This window comes from Halobellus salinus, assembly GCF_014646875.1.
GTDB classification, from domain to species: Archaea; Halobacteriota; Halobacteria; order Halobacteriales; family Haloferacaceae; genus Haloquadratum; species Haloquadratum salinum.
Map to the genome: position 1 here is coordinate 63113 of NZ_BMOC01000009.1, position 16927 is coordinate 80039.

At 66.5% G+C, this 16927-nt stretch carries 14 protein-coding genes and 2 pseudogenes; 6 read left to right on the forward strand and 10 right to left on the reverse strand.

Annotated features, from left to right (window positions below):
* The first annotated feature begins 84 nt into the window (after positions 1 to 84).
* The 6 genes from IEX72_RS08465 (at position 85) to IEX72_RS08490 (ending at position 5033) form a co-directional block, all read left to right on the forward strand.
* Entirely contained in the window at positions 85 to 1473 is a 1389-nt protein-coding gene (locus IEX72_RS08465) for an ATP-binding protein (RefSeq protein ID WP_188786942.1), read from the forward strand.
* A 141-nt stretch (positions 1474 to 1614) separates the two neighbouring features.
* Positions 1615 to 1935, forward strand: a complete 321-nt coding sequence (gene sugE / locus IEX72_RS08470) for a quaternary ammonium compound efflux SMR transporter SugE (protein WP_188786943.1) — start codon at positions 1615 to 1617, stop codon at positions 1933 to 1935.
* Positions 1936 to 1986: 51 nt separating this feature from the next.
* On the forward strand, positions 1987 to 2811 hold the full coding sequence (locus IEX72_RS08475; RefSeq protein ID WP_188786944.1) for an MBL fold metallo-hydrolase: 825 nt from the start codon (positions 1987 to 1989) through the stop codon (positions 2809 to 2811).
* A gap of 126 nt (positions 2812 to 2937) precedes the next feature.
* Positions 2938 to 3294, forward strand: a complete 357-nt coding sequence (locus tag IEX72_RS08480) for a DsrE family protein (protein ID WP_188786945.1) — start codon at positions 2938 to 2940, stop codon at positions 3292 to 3294.
* Positions 3295 to 3400: 106 nt separating this feature from the next.
* On the forward strand, positions 3401 to 4186 hold the full coding sequence (locus tag IEX72_RS08485) for a TSUP family transporter (protein ID WP_188786946.1): 786 nt from the start codon (positions 3401 to 3403) through the stop codon (positions 4184 to 4186).
* A gap of 85 nt (positions 4187 to 4271) precedes the next feature.
* Positions 4272 to 5033 (forward strand): DUF5781 family protein, encoded by a 762-nt coding sequence (locus IEX72_RS08490; RefSeq protein ID WP_188786947.1) that lies wholly within the window; start codon positions 4272 to 4274, stop codon positions 5031 to 5033.
* A gap of 40 nt (positions 5034 to 5073) precedes the next feature.
* On the opposite strand, the gene IEX72_RS08495 is transcribed toward IEX72_RS08490, so the two are convergent.
* The 10 genes and pseudogenes from IEX72_RS08495 to IEX72_RS08535 form a co-directional block, all read right to left on the reverse strand.
* A complete protein-coding gene (locus IEX72_RS08495) occupies positions 5074 to 5712 on the reverse strand; it encodes a 30S ribosomal protein S7 (protein WP_188786948.1) in 639 nt (212 codons plus the stop codon).
* Between the two features lies 1 nt (position 5713).
* On the reverse strand, positions 5714 to 6142 hold the full coding sequence (locus IEX72_RS08500; RefSeq protein ID WP_089768796.1) for a 30S ribosomal protein S12: 429 nt from the start codon (positions 6140 to 6142) through the stop codon (positions 5714 to 5716).
* Positions 6143 to 6330: 188 nt separating this feature from the next.
* On the reverse strand, positions 6331 to 6753 hold the full coding sequence (locus IEX72_RS08505; RefSeq protein WP_188786949.1) for a NusA-like transcription termination signal-binding factor: 423 nt from the start codon (positions 6751 to 6753) through the stop codon (positions 6331 to 6333).
* Between the two features lie 4 nt (positions 6754 to 6757).
* Positions 6758 to 7756: pseudogene (rpoA2, locus tag IEX72_RS15655) on the reverse strand (DNA-directed RNA polymerase subunit A''); the annotation flags it as partial.
* Between the two features lie 21 nt (positions 7757 to 7777).
* A pseudogene (locus IEX72_RS15660) lies at positions 7778 to 8593 on the reverse strand (DNA-directed RNA polymerase subunit A''); the annotation flags it as partial.
* Positions 8586 to 11516: a DNA-directed RNA polymerase subunit A' gene (locus IEX72_RS08515; RefSeq protein WP_188786950.1), complete on the reverse strand. Its 2931-nt coding sequence runs from the start codon at positions 11514 to 11516 to the stop codon at positions 8586 to 8588. The pseudogene IEX72_RS15660 and the gene IEX72_RS08515, both read right to left, overlap by 8 nt.
* Positions 11517 to 11523: 7 nt before the next feature.
* Positions 11524 to 13353 carry a DNA-directed RNA polymerase subunit B gene (rpoB, locus tag IEX72_RS08520; protein ID WP_188786951.1) on the reverse strand — a complete coding sequence of 610 codons (1830 nt, stop codon included), beginning with the start codon at positions 13351 to 13353 and terminating at the stop codon, positions 11524 to 11526.
* Position 13354: 1 nt separating this feature from the next.
* The gene (locus tag IEX72_RS08525) at positions 13355 to 14926 is read right to left on the reverse strand and encodes a DNA-directed RNA polymerase subunit B'' (protein ID WP_188786952.1); all 1572 of its coding nucleotides are present in this window, start codon (positions 14924 to 14926) and stop codon (positions 13355 to 13357) included.
* Positions 14923 to 15150 (reverse strand): DNA-directed RNA polymerase subunit H, encoded by a 228-nt coding sequence (locus IEX72_RS08530; protein WP_188786953.1) that lies wholly within the window; start codon positions 15148 to 15150, stop codon positions 14923 to 14925. Before IEX72_RS08530 ends, IEX72_RS08525 begins: the two co-directional genes overlap by 4 nt.
* Positions 15151 to 15556: 406 nt before the next feature.
* A complete protein-coding gene (locus tag IEX72_RS08535) occupies positions 15557 to 16852 on the reverse strand; it encodes a glucose-6-phosphate isomerase (RefSeq protein ID WP_188786954.1) in 1296 nt (431 codons plus the stop codon).
* Between the last annotated feature and the right edge of the window lie 75 nt (positions 16853 to 16927).

Genomic DNA, 16927 nt, shown 5'->3' on the forward strand with positions numbered 1-16927 from the left:
TCAGACCCTCGTTCCGTGCTGCCCGGATGCCCCGACCGCGCGGTTTCGACGCGCTTATGCGGGTTGGACGGCAATCTGTTGGGGATGAGTGACCGGGCTCTCGAGGTGGTCGAGTTTCTCCTCACGGCGCACCTCTACACCGAGAATCGCGACCTCGACGCGAACGATCTGCCGCCGCGGTACCGGCGGGTGTTCTGGACGACCCCGTCCGAGGAGGAAGAGTCGGGCGACGGCGACCCGGACGTGGTCGACATCGAACGCCCGCTCGTCGTCACCGACACCGTCGCGCGGAAAGCGACCGGTGTCGAGCACCCTTGGGACGCGGTTTCGGACCTGCTTTTCACCCAGCGCGAGGACTTTTCGGGCCGGGTGTCGGTCACCCAGCCCGATATGGCGCTGGAGTGGTATCTCGACCGCGCCGACCGCAACCGGCTGTCGACGAACCCCACAGTCGCCGCCACTGCCGAAGGCCGAGACGACGTCGAGGTGACACACGCCGAGGCCAGGGACCACACCCGGCCGATCCAGGCCGACCGGGTCTGGATCGACAGCCTACTCGAAGAGTACTTCGACGCCGACGAGGACGCGGAGATGCTTGACCTCGTGCAGGTCCGCGCCCCCGAGGAGATCGAGATGACCCTCGAGGACCTGGTGTTGACCGGCGACCAGGAAGGCGAGATCCAGAAGCTAATGCAGGCGATCGAACACCGCGAATACCTCGCTGAGATCGGGCTCCGGGAGATCGGGAAGATCCTGTTCGTCGGCCCGCCAGGCACGGGAAAGACGACCGTGTCGCGGGCGCTGGCCCACGAACTCGGGCTCCCGTTCGTCGAAGTGAAGCTGTCTATGATCACCAGCCAGTATCTCGGCGAAACCGCAAAGAACGTCGAGAAGACCTTCGAGGTCGCAAAGCGGCTCTCGCCGTGTATCCTGTTTATCGACGAGTTCGACTCGGTGGCGAAGACCCGCCGGTCGGACGAACACGCCGCGCTGAAGCGTGCGGTCAACACCCTGCTCAAAAGCATCGACGACATTTCTCTGATCCGCGACGAGGTGATCCTCATCGGCGCCACCAACCACCCCGACCAGCTGGATTCGGCGGCGTGGCGCCGGTTCGACGAGATCGTGAACTTCCCCAAACCCGACCGGGACATGCGCGCTGACATCCTTCGGATCATCACCCGCCGGATGGAGATCGACGACTTCGACCCCACCGCGGTCGCGGACCTGACACAGGGGCTCACCGGGTCGGACCTCCGGATGGTGCTCCGGGAGGCCGTTCTGGAGGCGCTGACCGAGGAGCGGACCACCCTAACTCAGGCGGACATCGTCGCCGCCGTCGAGGACTTCGAGGAGCGGGACAACCTCAAGAACATGGACGATTTCGACAACTGGGAGGGGTCGCCCGGGGAGAATCCGGACTCCGACACCCACGATCACGACCACTCACACGGGATCGAGAAGAGCAGCTGATCCACCGTTTTATCCCGTTGGGTTCGCTCCGCGCCGGCTTCCGGTGAGGTTGGTCGCCTCGCTCCACTGACGGGAACGGACAACCCCGCCCCGACCGACAACCGAAGCTATAGACGCCTCCTGGGAGTAGCCCACGCCACGATGTCGTGGTATCTCCTGATACTCGCGGGGCTCTTCGAGATCGGGTGGGCGATCGGACTCGAATACTCCGAGGGGTTCTCGAAGCCGATCCCGACGCTCGGCACCGCTGTCGCCATGATCGTCAGTCTGGTACTCCTCTCACAGGCCGTCGAAGACCTTCCCATCGGCACGGCGTACGCCGTCTGGACGGGCATCGGTGCCGTCGGGACGGCGTCGCTCGGGATCGTCCTCTTCGACGAGTCGGTGTCCATCCTCCGGATGGGATTCATCGGCCTGATCGTCCTCGGCATCGTCGGGCTCCACGCCGCGGGCGGCCACTGACCCGCCTCGTGCTCGGGTTCTTTATGCCTCGCCGGGACGCAACACAGCACGATGCGGGTCACCCTGTTGGGCACCGGCGACACAACCGGCACGCCCACCGTCGACTGCGACTGTGACACCTGCGCCGAGGCGCGCCGCCGCGGCGTCGAGCGCACGCGATTCTCGGTCCACGTCCGCAACGACCGCACCGGCGAGTCGGTGCTGGTTGATTTCAGTCCCGACTTCAGACACCAGTTCCTGACACAGGCGGTCGACCTCCCCGATGCGGGCATTGTCACCCACATCCACTTCGATCACCTCGACGGCCTCGGCAACGCCTACCGGCTGTTCGACGACCTCTCGGTCTACGCTGCAAACGAGACCGACCCCGCGACCGCCGAGAGCGTCGCCGACACGGTCGCCCGGAAGTACGACTACCTCGACCAGGTCGAATCCCGGCCGCAAGCGCCGTTCGAACCCTTCGAGGTCTGCGGGCTTGAGGCGACGCTGGTGCCGGTCGACCACCCACCACTGCGCTGTTACGGGCTCGCGATCGAAGACCCCGAAACCGGCGCGAAACTGTCGCTATCGGGCGACACCGCCTACGATATCCCCGCGCGGTCCCGGGAGGTGCTCGCCGGTCCCGACCTGCTGCTCGCGGACGCCATCGTCCCGGCGTCGCTGTGTGAACACCACCCGCTGGGCGGCGACCACCACGGCCCTGACGGCGTGCCGCGGACGTTCGGCACGAAACACATGACCCGCGAGGGCGCGCTTGATCTCGCTGATGACCTCTCGGCGGCCGAGACCCGGCTGGTCCACTCCGCGCACTTTTACCCCGCCGCGGAGGCGTTCGAAGAGCCGCTTGCGGTCGACGGCGAGACCTACGACCTGTGACCGGCGGTGGTTACTCATCCGGGTCCCGCGCCGTCGGGTGGTGAATCCTAAATTTTCGCCGTGAGGGTGCTCCGGTCGCACACGCACCCGGTGTATAAACCATCCGCGCACCTACGGGGAGACGTAATGGCGAAGGCAGCAGTCATCATCCTCGCAGGCACGGACGGACACGAGAACCTCGGTCGGCTGGCCAACGGGCTTGAAGCCGCCAAGGAGTTCGCCGAAAACGACGACGACGACCTCAAACTCGTCTTCGACGGCGCGGGCACGCAGTGGATCCCGGAGCTCGAAGCCGAGGACAACGACTACCACGACCTCTACCAGACGGTCCGTGACGATACCGCGGTGTGTGACTACTGTTCCAGCGCGTTCGGCGTTGAGGACGCGGTCGCCGACTCCGGGCTCGTGACGCTCGACGACCACGACGGCCACCCCAGCGTCCGCTCGCTGGTCGACGACGACTACGAGATCATCACGTTCTGATACGGTCGGCAATTGTCACGGGTCCACACCACAGACATCATGACGGACACACCACACCCGACTCCGACACGGTGTCGGCGATGAAACTCGTCCAGGAGCCCGGCCGGTGACGCTCGCGAGCCTCCCGCCGGCGACGGTCGCGGTCGTCGCAGGCGTGGTCCTTGTGGCCGGCGCGACCAACGGCGTCGCGGGCTTCGGGTTCGCGGTCGTCGGGACAATGGCGCTCGCGACGCTGGTCGACCCCGCGACCGCGGTGGTGTTCATGATTGTCCCCATCTTTGCGGTGAACGTCTCGCTGGTGAGCGACCTCTCTCGGACGGAGCTCCGGTCGTGTAGCGCGCGGTTCTGGCCGCTGATCGCCGCCGCGCTCGTCGGGACCGTGGTCGGGATGGCAGCGCTCCAGCGGGTGCCGGCGGCGCCGCTCCGGGTCGGGCTTGGCGTCCTGACGCTGGGGTTCGTCGCGACCGCCCAGCGGGCCGTTCCGGTGCCAGGGATGGACTCGTTCGACGGGGCGGCGCTCAAATCTCGGCTGGGGATGGTCGGCGTCGGCGGAGTCTCGGGGGTGCTGTTCGGCGGCACCAACGTGGGAGTCCAGCTGATCGCGTACCTCCGGAGCTTCGACCTCTCTCACGGCTTGTTCGTCGGGGTGGTCGCGCTGGTCTTTCTCGGACTCAACGGGATCCGGGTCGCGATCGCGGGCGCGTTCGGGCTCTACCCGAGCACGGCGGTCGCGGCGGCCTCGCTCGTCGCGGTCGTGCCGGCGGTCGCGGGCGTCGCGGTCGGCAAGCGCCTCCGAACCTTGGTGAGCGAACGCGCCCGGCGGCTGGTGGTGCTCGGCCTCCTCACGCTCGTCGGTGTCCGGCTGGTGACCGGCGGGCTGGGGATCGCGTGACGGGGCTGACGCGTTTTCGACCCGGTGACGGGCCGCGCCACGGGGGTAAGAGTCTTTATCAGCCCGAACCGTGGTAAATACACCCATGGATATCAGAGTGCGCGGAGCCGTCCCAGCCGACCCGTTTCTCGGCGCGGCGGACCTCTTCGAGACCGAGCACAACCTCGACCGTCCGGTCCACGCCAACGTCCGTGAGGATCCCGACGAACGAACCTGGGCGGCCCACTACGACGACCGACACGTCCTGAACATCTCCGAGCAGGCGGCGACCAGCGCCATGGCGCGGGAGCTGATCGTCCACGAACTCGCGCACATGGCTCGCAACGAGGAGGGCCACGCCTCACATCACTTCCGGACGGAGGAGGCGCTGTTTCTGGCGCTCTCCGGGGAATCCGTCGAGCGCCGGAAGATCGCTCACTGCTACCAGATCGCGAACCATATGAAAGACATCTACGCCGACGACATCACCCTCTCGGTGACGCCGCCGGAGAAACTGGTGTCGTTTTTCGAGTCCGAACTCGCGCGGGCGGTGTCGGACCGGTCGGACCCGTCGCCGTGGCCCGACTCCCGCCGGGTCACCACCGGGTCGGACCCCGAGATCACCGCGGTCAACGCGGCGTTCGCCTTGGGACTCGTTGAGCGCCACGACATCGTCGACGAGACTCACCGACTCTACGACCTGGCACACGCCGCCGCCGACGATGCGCCGGAGGTTGATCTCGACGCGTTCAAACGCCGGTTCCGGTCGCTGGGGGCAGACCCCTCCGCGAGCGACTACCGGAAGACGCTGGTCGATGCGACCCGTGCGTACGTCGTCGACTCGGGTGGTGCCGTGGCTGCGGACTGAGAAGGGAGAAGAGAAACCGCAGGTGCCGGCGACGAACGGATTACCGCGCGGCCTCGGCGACGCGCTCAGACTCCTCTTTCTGTCCGATCGCGTACGACTGGACGTCGTAGTCGGCGGCCCCGACGAGGACGTCGGTGAGCGCCTCCGCGGCGCTCTTGGGGTTCTTGTACGACCCGCCCTGGGTGCCGTCGGCGATGAACTTCAGCGCCTGGTCGACGCGGCGCTGCGGGGCGACGTCGACCGCCTGCGGGACCGAGATCCCGCCGTACTTCAGGCGGACGGTCTCCTCGCGGGGCGCGGCGTTCTCGACGGCGCGGACCAGCACCTGCACGGGGTTCTCGTCGGTCCGATCGTGGACCATCTCGAAGGACTCCCGGACGATCTTCATCGTCTTCTGTTTGTGCCCCGTGTTCTCCTCGGTCTGCATCAGCCGGTTGATTAACCGCTCGACGATACTGATCTCGGACTTTTGAAACTGCTTTGAGGCGTGCCGACCCATCGTGTGGGCGACGGGCGTGACGGTGATATACCGCTCCGTCGAGGGATCAGCGTACTCGGTCTCGGAGACGTTCCAGGTGCCGAAAAGCAGCGCTTCGTGCTCCATTCCGGCGTCCTCGGATTCGACGTCGGCGTCAGCCTCGGTGTCGGCGTCGGCGTCGGTGGCTTCGCTTTCCGACATCTCAGCGCACCGGCTTTTCGGCGTTACCGCGGACCAGCTCGATCATCGAGACGCCGTTGACCTTCTCGACTTTGTAGTTCACACCCGAGAGGTCACCCATCGCGCGACCCTTCGCGCCGCCGATCCCGGCGATGGTGACCTCGTCGTGCTCGTCAATGAACGAGATCGCACCGTCGCCCGGACAGAACGCGGTGACCTGCTTGCCGTTCTTGATCAACTGGACCCGGACACACTTCCGGATCGCGGAGTTGGGCTGTTTCGCTTCGATTCCCACCTTCTCGAGGACGATCCCGCGTCCCTGCGGGGCCCCCTCAAGGGGGTCGGACTTCGCGCCGAGGCCGCGTTCGCGCCGCGCGTACTCCGAGTCGGACCAGCGCCGCTTCTGCCGGTCCTGCTTGAGTTTCCGCGCGGCGTATTTGCCGTTCGCCATAGTGAGAGTGTGTTCCCGTCGGAACCACTTAAGACTCCCTTTTCGCGCGCGCCGAAACGGGCGCAGGTCGGAGTAACGACCCCTAAAACGGGCTCTGCGTCCGTCGTTTGCTCACGACGACGCGGGCTCGCGGTCGGAGACGGGCTGAGCGGCACGGAGACCGAGTCGTTCCGCTCGCACCCGGACGGCTACGTCAACTGAATGTCGTCGATGTCGTGATGCCGCCGCGCGAGCCGGCGTGCGGTCTCGATGTTTCGTCCGTCGGCCCCGATCGCGACGCCACGGTCGCCCTCCGGGATTTCGACGTACGCGACCACGTCACCGCCCTGTTCGGAGAGCGTCACGTGCCGGACCGCCGCGGGCGCAAGGGCGCTTTCAACGAACGCCGTCGGGGTGTCTGCGTTCTCAACGAGGTCGACACGACGGCCGACGGCGTCTTCGACCCCGTCGACGTGGGCACCCCCGGGGCCGATGGCCGCACCCATCTCACCGGCGGTGACCAAGATCACGACCCGATCTTCGAACAGCAGGCAGTCTCGCGCCGTCGCGCCGGTCTCTTCCTCAAACCGGGCGATGTGCCGAAGCGCCTCGTCCGACAGCGTGACTCGCATCGAATCAGTCGTCCGACGGTTCGGGCTCGCCGCCGTCGGCCTCGATCGACCCCATCCGGAGGTCGACGTCGCCCGTCCCGATCGAGACCGGCTTGCCCACGATAACGTTCTCGATGACACCGTCTAAGTCGTCCTCCTCGCCGTGGACCGCGCCGTCCAGCAGGTGATTGACCGTCACCTCGAACGCTGCGCGCGCCAGGACGGAGTCTTTCGACCCCGAGATGCCGTGACGGCCGATCGACTCGATCTCGCCGCGGTTCGTCATGATGTCCGCGACGAGCATGAGGTGCCGGATGTTCACGTCGTCGAGCCCCTGCTCCCGCAGCGTCTCCATCGTCTCGTTGATGATGGTCTCGCGGGCGGCCTCGACGCCGAGGTTCCGGTAGACCTCGTGGATGTTGTTACTCGTCGTGCGGGAGGCATCGACCCCCTCGATCGAGAGCACGTCGCCGAACGCCGACCCCTCGGTGTAGAGCACGAACTCCTCGCCGTCGGTGTCTTCGTTGTTCTCTTTCCGGATGACCACCCGGGAGATGTCCTCTAAGCCTTTGAACACGATCTCTCTGAGTTCTTCGACCAGTTGGAGGAGCCGGCGGTAGCTCGGTTCCTCGGGGCCGAACTCGACGAGCATCCCGTCCCGGCGGGTGTCGACGCCGAGGGCGTCCTCGGTGATCTCGGCGATCTCCTGGGCGACGACATCGACGTCGTCGACGGTCGGCCACCGCTCCGCGAGCGTCTCGTCGTTGAGGTCGACCTGGACGATCATGTCCGCCACGTTGGTGGAGATGTCTCCCAGCGCGAGGATCTTGGTCGCCTCCATCTGCCAGACGACCTCGTGGGCGCGTTCGCGCTCGGTGGCGTACTCGTCTTCGAGGTGAACGGTCATCATCGGCGTGTCCGGGGTCTTCCGGGCGTCCACCAGTTCGATGAGTCGCGGTAGGCCTTGGGTGACGTCGATCTCGGCGACGCCCGCGTAGTGGAACGTGTTCATCGTGTTGTGGGTGATCACGCCCTCAGCCGTCGTGAACGTCTCCAGCCCCTCGACCGAGAGGTCGTAGACGTGCCCGTAGTCGCTCTCGATCGTCTCGACGGATTCGATGCGGTCCCAAACAGCACCACCGATTCGGTTGTCGGGTTCGCTCGTGGATCCCGTCTTGATTCCGCCGTCCGACGCGAACGTCCAATCGGAGCCGAGCGGAAGCTCGATGCTCCCGGCCGTTCTGTCGAAAGACCCGATGGTCGGGAGTACATCACCGCACCCGAGCGAGTCGGCTTCGACGGGAACGACCTCGTTGTCCCGTCGCGTCACGAACGAGTGGGCTTTCGTCGCCCGGACCGTCCGTCCGGATTCCAGCTCGAACCGAAGCAGTTCGTCGGGCGTCTCGTGGCGGCTGATCTCCTCGACGGGTTGCCACCGGACCTGCTCGTCGGATCCGAGGCTCGGAACCTCGATCCCGTCGGGGGCGAGTGCGACCTCGTGGTCGTCGAAGGCGCGCATCTCCCGTCCATCGAGCAGCGTGTCGACGAAGGGACCGATCTCGACGATATCGGTCTCGCCATCACGGCGGACGACGACCCCCTCGTCCGCCGGAATCGACATCTGAGTACCGGGCTCCCCGATCGACTGCGCCGACACCGTCCCGACTGGGTCGTTGGCGTCGACGCGGGAGTCCTCGTAGCGCGAGGAGATCGCCTGCGCGATCTCGTCGGCCTGGTCGAGGGTGACGCCCTCGCGCTCCTCGATGGTCTCGTAGATCCGGTGTCTGAGGCTCTCCGGGAGGTTGTAATCGCGGACGATCGCCTCGATGTCGTCGTCAACGTAGTCGTACGCCTCAGTCATCGGACTCCACCTCCAGGCTCTGGGCCTTGTCAAGCCCCGGCCCGGCGTACTCCGAAATGTTGGTCGGATCCTCCTGCCGGCCGAGGAACTGCTCTTTCTCGACCTCGGAGTCGAACTCCGCGTCGAGGATGCGGTCGGCGACGGTCTCGACGTCGACCGGGTTGTCCTCCGAGGAGGAAACCTTCACCGGCGAGGTGCCGTCCTCGCCGAACTCGAACTGCACGACCGTCCCCGAGGTGTCGCGGACGGTGCCGTCGTACTGCGCTTCGAGTTCCGAGAGCGCGTTGATCAGCCGCCGCTGGAGGTAGCCGGACTTCGAGGTCCGGACCGCCGTGTCGACCAACCCCTCGCGGCCGCCCATGGCGTGGAAAAAGAACTCTCGCGGGGTGAGCCCGCCCCGGTAGCTGTTCTCCACGAAGCCGTGGGCTTCCGCCGAGAGGTCGTTGCGCTGGTAGTGGCTGAGGGTGCGGTCCTCGTACCCGCGGTTGATCCGCTCGCCGCGAACCGCCTGCTGGCCGACGCACCCGGCCATCTGGGTGAGGTTCAACATCGACCCACGCGCGCCGGAGCGGGCCATCACCACCGCCGGGTTGTCGTCCTGGAAGTGGTCTTCGGCGATCTCGCCGGCGGAGTCGCGTGCCTTCCCGAGTTTCTGCATAATCTTCATCTCCAGGGTCTCATCGACCGTCCGGCCGGGTAGCGACTCCAGTTCACCGGCGTCGTAGATCTCGATGAGTTCCTGAACGTCCGCGTAGGCGTTGCCGATCGCCTCGTCCACGAGCCCGACGGCCTCGTCCGGAATCGACTCGTCGTCGATGCCGATCGAGAACCCGAAGTGCATGATGGCCCGCATCGCGAGCGACGCGACCTCGTTAACGAACACGCGAGCCCGCGTCTTCGAGTGGAGCTTCGCGAGCGTGTCGACGACCTCGCCGCCGAACGCCCCGACAGCGTCCTCGTCGATGGTGCCCGACCTAAGCTGGCCGTCCACGATCTCCACTTGGTCGCCCGCCGACGACGTGAACTCGAGGTTCAGGTCGTCCGGCAGGAGTTCGCTGAACAGCTGGCGGCCGGTCCAGAAGGGGTCGCCCGCCTCGGTCTCGCCGGCGGGCGCCGGCAGCGTGTCGATGCTCGTCGCCCGCAGGAGGTCGAGCGCCTGTGTCTCCGTGAACTCGGGGTTGCCGTTGGTCAGGAGGAAGGTTCCGGAGATGTGGTCCTGTATCGCACCGATGATGTTCTCGCCGAATCGGGGGGAGAGCAACTGCTCTTGGACCCGCATCAGAACGCGGGCCTCCGCCCGCGACTCCTCGGTTTGTAGGGCGTGCATGTTCATCTCGTCGCCGTCGAAGTCGGCGTTATACGGCGGACAGACGACGGTGTTGAGCCGGAAGGTCTTGTACGGCATCACGACCACCTCGTGGGCCATGATCGACATCCGGTGGAGCGACGGCTGGCGGTTGAAGATCACGATGTCGCCGTCGATCAGGTGGCGGTTGACCTCCCACCCGGGGCCGACCTTCTCGGCGAGTTCTTCGCAGTTCTTTTCGGTTACCTTCAGCCGGCGAGCGTCCGGCCGCTTGACGTAGTTGGCGCCGGGGTGGCCCTCGGGGCCGTTCTGGACGTACTGTCTGGCCTGGTCGACGTTCCGTTCGGAGACGTTCATGGTCTGGGTCATCTCGCGGGCGACCCGCTCGGGCACCCCGACCTCGTTCAGCGACAGCGTCGGGTCCGGACTGATCACGGTCCGGGCGGAGAAGTTGACGCGCTTGCCCGACAGCGACCCGCGGAACCGTCCCTCCTTGCCCTTGAGGCGCTGTGAGAGCGTCTTCAACGGCCGGCCGGAGCGGTGCCGCGCCGGCGGCGTCCCGCTGATCTCGTTGTCGACGAACGTGGTGACGTGGTACTGGAGCAGTTCCCAAAGGTCCTCAATGATCAGCTGGGGCGCGCCCGCCTCGCGGTTCTCCATGAATCGCTGGTTGATCCGGATAATATCGACCAGCTTGTGGGTCAGGTCGTCCTCGGAGCGCTGGCCGTTGTCCAGCGTGATCGACGGCCGCGCGGTGACCGGCGGCACCGGAAGCACGGTGAGGATCATCCACTCGGGACGGGACCGCTCGGGGTCGATCCCCAGGCTCTCGATGTCGTCGTCGGGGATGTCCTCGAACCAGTCGCGGATGTCCGAGGGCATGAGCTTGTTCATGTCCTCCTCGGTCAGATCCAGATCGAGCGCTTTTTCGAGCTTCTTCCGGTCGTCGCCGACCGGCCGGAACTCCCCCGAGAGGATGTCGTTGACCCGGCTCACGTCGAGGCCGGACTCCTCGGCGAGCGCCTGCGGGGAGCGCCCGCCCTCGCCGTCGTCGTCGGGCTGCATCGCGGAGGCGATCCGCTCGGAGTAATCGCCAGCGAGCACGTCTTGGACCTCGTAATACGTGGTCGGTTTCTCGTGTTTGATGTCGTGCTGCGGTGCGCCGCAGTGGGGACACCGGCTGGCCTTCCGGGCCTGTCGGACCGCGGCTTTGAGCACGTCGGTCCAGTCTTCGCCGAGTTCCGCGTTGCGCTGCAGTCCCTCGCGGAACTCCGCTTGCTCCTCGGCGGTGAGCGACAGCCGACCGCACTCCCGACACGTCGACCGGAGGAGCCGCCGGATGAGCTTCGTGAACCCGACGTGGATCACCGGCGCCGCAAGCTCGATGTGGCCGAAGTGGCCGTTGCACGACCCCGAGTGCGACCCGCAGGTGCGGCACTCCAGCCCCGGGTCGATGACGCCGAGCCGGGGGTCCATCAGCCCCATATCGATGGGGTAGCCGTCGTCGTCGTAGGTGTCCGCGGTGATGATCTTCGTGGCGGACATGTCGCGGTACGTCTCCGGGTCCATCAACCCGAACTGGATGGATCCGATCTCCTTTGGTGTCTGTGTTGACATTGTTGAATTAGACTGCGTCCTCGAGGTCCAGTCGCGGCCGGATGCCGAGCGCGATCATCTCGTCGAGCAGGAGCTTGAACGCGTAGCTGATCTCGATCTCGTGGATGTCGTCCTCGTCGCCGGTGACGGGGTCGTAGATCCGGCGCTGGCCGCGGTCCTCGACCGCGACCATCCCGGTGTCGGCGGAGACGTACACCGTCTCCTTGTCGGAGGAGTCGAGCAGGCGCTCCTGCAGCACCATCGCCGCGCCGTGGCCGATCACGGTGTCGCGCTCCATCTCGCCCAGCCGGAGGCCGCCCTCGCGGGCGCGACCTTCGGTTGGCTGGCGCGTGAGCACCTGCACCGGCCCGCGGGAGCGGGCGTGCAGCTTGTTGCTCACCATGTGGTAGAGCTTGTGGTAGAAGATGGTCCCGACGAAGATTTCGGCATCGATCTTCTCGCCGGTGACGCCCGAGTACATGACCTCCTTCCCGGAGGATTTGAACCCGCGATCCTCCAGGGCCCCCCGGAGTTCCTCCTCGTCTTCGCCCTGGAAGGCGGTGCCGTCGACGCGGCGCCCCTCCAGAGAGCCGACTTTCCCCCCCAGCATCTCCAGGACGTGGCCGACCGTCATCCGTGACGGCAGCGCGTGGGGGTTCAACACGAGGTCGGGCACGACGCCCTCCTCGGTGAACGGCATGTCCTCCTGGGGCGCGAGGTGGCCCACGACCCCCTTCTGGCCGTGGCGGGACGCGAACTTGTCGCCGAGCTCGGGGACCCGCTGGTCCCGCACCGACACCTTCGCTAGCTTGGAGCCGTCCTCGCCCTCCATCAGCGTCACGGTGTCGACGACGCCCGACTCGCCCGAGCGCATCGTGACCGAAGTCTCCCGTCGCTTCTGCGGGGAGAGCCCGCCCATGTCGTCGGGCTCTTCGAGGAACCGCGGCGGCGACGTCTTGCCGAGCAGCACGGAGTTCTCGTCGACACGAGTTTCAGGATTGACGAGGCCGTCCTCGTCGAGGTGAGTGTAGGCGTCCTCACCGCGGGCGCCGCGGACGTCCTGGCTCGGGATCTCGAAGCGGTCCTCCTGGCCGCCGGGGTAGCGTCGCTCTTCGCCCTCGTAGGTCCGGAAGAAGTGCGAGCGGGCCATCGCGCGGTCGACCGACCCCTGGTTCATCACCAGCGCGTCCTCGATGTTGAACCCCTCGTAACTCATGACGGCGACGACGAAGTTCTGTGCCGCCGGCCGCTCGTCGAACCCGATCTGTTCTGTGGTCTGGGTCTTGACCATCGACAGCTGAGGGTAGTGAAGGAGATGCTGGCGAGTGTCCGGCCGGATCCGGTAGTTGGCCGCGGGCAGCCCAAGCGACTGCTTCATCATCCCCGCGCCCATCGTGATCCGGGGGGAGGCGTTGTGTTCGGGGTACGGAATCATGCCCGCGCCGATCCCGAAGATCAACTGCGGGTCGATCTCAAGATGGGTGTGGTCCTCGTTCACTTCGGCCTCGTCGACGGCGACGTAGATGTCTTCTTCCTCCTCGGCGTCGATGAACTCTACGTAGCCGCGCTCGACGAGATCCTCAAAGTCGACCGCGCCGGATTCGACCGCCTCGATCTCGCTGTCGCCGAGCAGGGGTTCGCCGTCCTCAACCACGATCAGCGGGCGACGCGCACGGCCGGCGTCGGCGTTGACAATGACCTCCCGGGTCCGATCCTTCACCGAGACGTTCACCATCTCCGAGACGTCGCCGCGGCGGCGCGCCTCCCGGATCTGTTCTGCGAGCTGTTCTGGATCGGGGTGCGTCCCGATCAGACTGCCGTTGACGTAGACTTTCGCCTCTCGTTGTGCCTGAGCCATGTTAGTCGTCCGCGGGTGTGTCCGCCGCCGTCGTCCCCTCGATACCGGGGATGCCTTCGACGCCCATCGACGCCAGTTCGCGCTTGAGTCCCTGTTCGTCCTCGATGTTCTGTGAGAGCTCCATCGCCTGCGCGAAGTTCTTCACCAGCCCGCAGTTCGGCCCCTCGGGGGTCTCGGAGGGACAGATGCGACCCCACTGGGTCGCGTGGAGGTCCCGCGCCTCGAAGTGCGGCTGCGACCGCGACAGCGGGCTCCGAAGCCGACGCAGGTGGCTGAGCACGCCCATGTAGTCGGTCCGGTCGACCAGCTGGGAGACGCCCGAGCGGCCGCCGACCCAGTTGCCCGTCGCGATCGGGTGCTCGAGCCGCTCGGTCAGCACGTCCGAGCGAACCACCGTGTTGACCGTGAGGTCGCGGTTCCGCATGTTCGCCCGTTCGAGCTGATATTTCACATCGCGTGCGAGCTTGTTCAGCGCGGTCCGGAACAGGTCGCGCATGAGGTCCCCAGAGACCTTCAGCCGCTTGTTGGCGTAGTGGTCCTTGTCGTCGGACTCGCGGCGGTTCAACGCGAGCTCGAAGCACGCTTCCGCCATCCGGCAGAGGTAGTACGCCTTGTTTATCCGGACGTCCTCGTCGTCGACGCCGTCCTCGTGGAGGTGCGGCAGGAGGTACCGGTCGATGACGTAGTTCGCGCGTTTCAGCTGGTAGTTCTTGCCCTGACCGCCGGCGACGCGCTCACCAAGGGTCTCGATCGCGGCCTGCTCAGTCTGGACGTCGGCTTCCTCCAGGTTCTCGAGCATGAACTTCACGATCTCGGGGTCGTCGGAGACGCGGTGGACGATCTCCTCGTCGGATTCGAGCCCGAGCGCCCGCACGAGCGTCACGAACGGCACGGAGCCCGAAACCGAGGGGAACGACACCTCCAATAGCCCCTCGCGGTTCCGCTCGCACAGCACGAGCGCGCGGTAGCCACGCCGCTGGGAAAAGGTCTTTGCGACCTGGATCTCGTCGCCGTATTTGGAGTCGTATTCGGCGAGGATCTTGTTGGGTGCGAGGTCCTCACTCGTCATGAGCACCCGCTCGGACCCGTTGACGATGAAATACCCTCCGGGGTCAACGGGGTCCTCGCCGATCTCGATGAGCTCCTCGTCGGTGAGCCCCGCGATGTTGCATTTCGTAGAGCCGACCATAACCGGCATCCGACCGACCTTGGTCTCGGTGGTGTCGACCACCATCTCCTCTTCGTCCTCGCCGCCGCGGACGATGGACATCTCCATGAACACCGGCGCGGCGTAGGTGATGTTCCGGAGCCGGGCCTCCTGGGGAAAGAGCAGTTCCTCGGAGCCGTCGGCTTCTCTGACGCGCGGGGTCTCGACACGGACGTCACCGAGTTCGACGAAAACGGGCTCTTCGCCCTCCTTGTCGCCGATGTCGGTCTCGATGCGTTCCTTCTCGGTGACGACGTCCTGCATTCCCCGCTCGAGGAAGTTGTTGAACGAGCGGAAGTGGTGTTCTGCGAGGCGTTCCTCCGAGAAATACTCCCTGGAGACAACGCGTCGGTCCTCTCGGTTCATTCGATCACCAGCCGGTAGGAGACGGCTTTGTCGGTGGTCCGGGAGTCGCGGACAATCCTGACGACATCGCCGACCGCCGCCTCGTCGGGCATCGCCGGGTCCGTGCGCTTGATCTTGGGGAGTTCGGCGCGCTTGATGTCGTATTCGGACAACACCGACTCGACTTCCGATTCCTCGACGAGCGTGTGCTCCGGGACGAGTTCGTGTTGGCTTACGTCTACCATGTCTGGGTGTGAGCGGTGGTTGGTGGGGAAGAAGTTGTCACGGGATACTACAGACCCGTTGTGGGAGGAGCCATTTAACCCTTGCCAACCGCGGATCTGAAAAGCGCGGCTCACCGTCACGGGGTGTTCTGACGCCCGTGTTGGCTATTCCAAGGGGCCTCGGTATTAAAGCTGTTCCGGCGACCGTGCTACTGTGACCGAGACGGAGGCTCCGAAAGCCCGCCCGCGACCGCTCGGCCCCTTCCAGCCCCGCCCGTGGCTGGGTGGGTCGGCCACCGCGGATCGGGGCCCGGTCGGCTCTCGGAGGCAGCGGATCGGCCGGCAGTCGAAGATCGCTGGCTCCGACCACGACATCCGAGTTACGGAAAATCAAGGAGAAAGCCCCGTGGTTTAGCGGGGGAGGATGTCAAGGGTCGATACGCAGACTCGCCCGGTCTTCAACCGCCTCGGCCGCCGGGACGTCGCCGCCGCCGAGCAGTCCGCGGGCGGCGCGTTTCCCCCACTCGACCGCCGGCTGTGTGAACGTCGAGACTCCCGCAAGCTCCCCGTAGAGCACGCACGCCGCCTCCATCCCGTAGAGCAGCGCACCGAGGCTCCGCTCGTCGACGCCATCGATCTCCACCCTGATCGCCGGCACACCCGACGCCGCCAGGCTCGCCTCGGTCGCCCCGAACTCCGCGTCAATGAGGTCGCCCAACGTCGATCCCCCAAGGTATGAGAGGCCGTCGAGGTCGGTCTCGGGGATCGGCCGGTCGGGTCGGTGAGTGGGTCGCAGCAGCGTCACCACCTTCTCCCGCGGACCGGCGCGGTAAAGCTGGAGCTGGGAGTGCTGGTCGGTCGCGCCCAGCGCCCGCGCCGGGGTCTGTCCGAGCCCGTCTTTCCCCAGGCTCTCGGCCCACAGCTGGGCGAACCACTCCGCGAACGTCTCCAGCCGCTCGGCGTACGGCATCATAACGTTCGTGGTCGCGCCGCGGGCCGCGAGCGCGTACGTGGCCGCTCCGTAAGCGTACGCGGGCGTCTCGAACAGTGACCCGGACAGCCCGTCGGCGGTGTCAGCGGCGCCCGCGCAGATCGCGTCGAGGTCGTGGCCCTGGATCGCCGCGACCGCCAGCCCGACCGACGACAGCACCGAGAACCGTCCGGGGACGCCGTCCGGGACGGACAGCAACGGGAGGTCGTGCGCGTCGGCCAGTTGCCGGAGGTTCCCCGATTCGCCGGTGGTCACGAGTGTCCGGTCGGTCCAGTCGACCCCGGCGTCGGCCATCGCCTCACGGACCACGAGGAAGTTCGACAGGGTCTCGACGGTGGTGCCGGACTTCGAGACGACGTTGACCGCGGTCCGCGCTAACGGGAGGGAGTCGAGGAGGCGCGCGACGTGCTCGGGGTCGACGTTGTCGAGGACGTACGCGTCGGGGTCGTCGGGCCCGGCGAGTGCGTTCGCGAGTGTGGCCGCGCCCAAGCCGCTCCCGCCAATCCCAACGGTCAAGACCGCCTCGGCGTCGGCGAACGGCGCGACCGCCGACCGAATGGCGTCGAGGTCGACACGCGCGGGGAGGTTCAGCGCGGCGTAGCCGTGGTCGTGGTCGTTTCGACCCGCCTCGATCCGGTCGTGGGCGGTCGCCACCTGGTCGTCGAGTCGTTCCAACGAGTCCCGCGAGACGCCCGGCGTGGCGTCGAGAGCGCTGCCGAGGTCGACATACATGGCTACAGCACCGGCGCGCCCCGGCAAAAAGCGGTCGGTCGGGGACCGCCGACGCCCGATCCGTCGCAGCCCCGG

Bases quoted from the DNA above. Each gene is read 5' to 3' on its own strand.
- IEX72_RS08465 (WP_188786942.1), top strand. From the start codon at position 85: ATGAGTGACCGGGCTCTCGAGGTGGTCGAGTTTCTCCTCACGGCGCAC.
- sugE (WP_188786943.1), top strand. From the start codon at position 1,615: ATGTCGTGGTATCTCCTGATACTCGCGGGGCTCTTCGAGATCGGGTGG.
- IEX72_RS08475 (WP_188786944.1), top strand. From the start codon at position 1,987: ATGCGGGTCACCCTGTTGGGCACCGGCGACACAACCGGCACGCCCACC.
- IEX72_RS08480 (WP_188786945.1), top strand. From the start codon at position 2,938: ATGGCGAAGGCAGCAGTCATCATCCTCGCAGGCACGGACGGACACGAG.
- IEX72_RS08490 (WP_188786947.1), top strand. From the start codon at position 4,272: ATGGATATCAGAGTGCGCGGAGCCGTCCCAGCCGACCCGTTTCTCGGC.
- IEX72_RS08495 (WP_188786948.1), bottom strand. From the start codon at position 5,712: ATGTCGGAAAGCGAAGCCACCGACGCCGACGCCGACACCGAGGCTGAC.
- IEX72_RS08500 (WP_089768796.1), bottom strand. From the start codon at position 6,142: ATGGCGAACGGCAAATACGCCGCGCGGAAACTCAAGCAGGACCGGCAG.
- IEX72_RS08505 (WP_188786949.1), bottom strand. From the start codon at position 6,753: ATGCGAGTCACGCTGTCGGACGAGGCGCTTCGGCACATCGCCCGGTTT.
- IEX72_RS08515 (WP_188786950.1), bottom strand. From the start codon at position 11,516: ATGTCAACACAGACACCAAAGGAGATCGGATCCATCCAGTTCGGGTTG.
- rpoB (WP_188786951.1), bottom strand. From the start codon at position 13,353: ATGGCTCAGGCACAACGAGAGGCGAAAGTCTACGTCAACGGCAGTCTG.
- IEX72_RS08525 (WP_188786952.1), bottom strand. From the start codon at position 14,926: ATGAACCGAGAGGACCGACGCGTTGTCTCCAGGGAGTATTTCTCGGAG.
- IEX72_RS08530 (WP_188786953.1), bottom strand. From the start codon at position 15,150: ATGGTAGACGTAAGCCAACACGAACTCGTCCCGGAGCACACGCTCGTC.
- IEX72_RS08535 (WP_188786954.1), bottom strand. From the start codon at position 16,852: ATGTATGTCGACCTCGGCAGCGCTCTCGACGCCACGCCGGGCGTCTCG.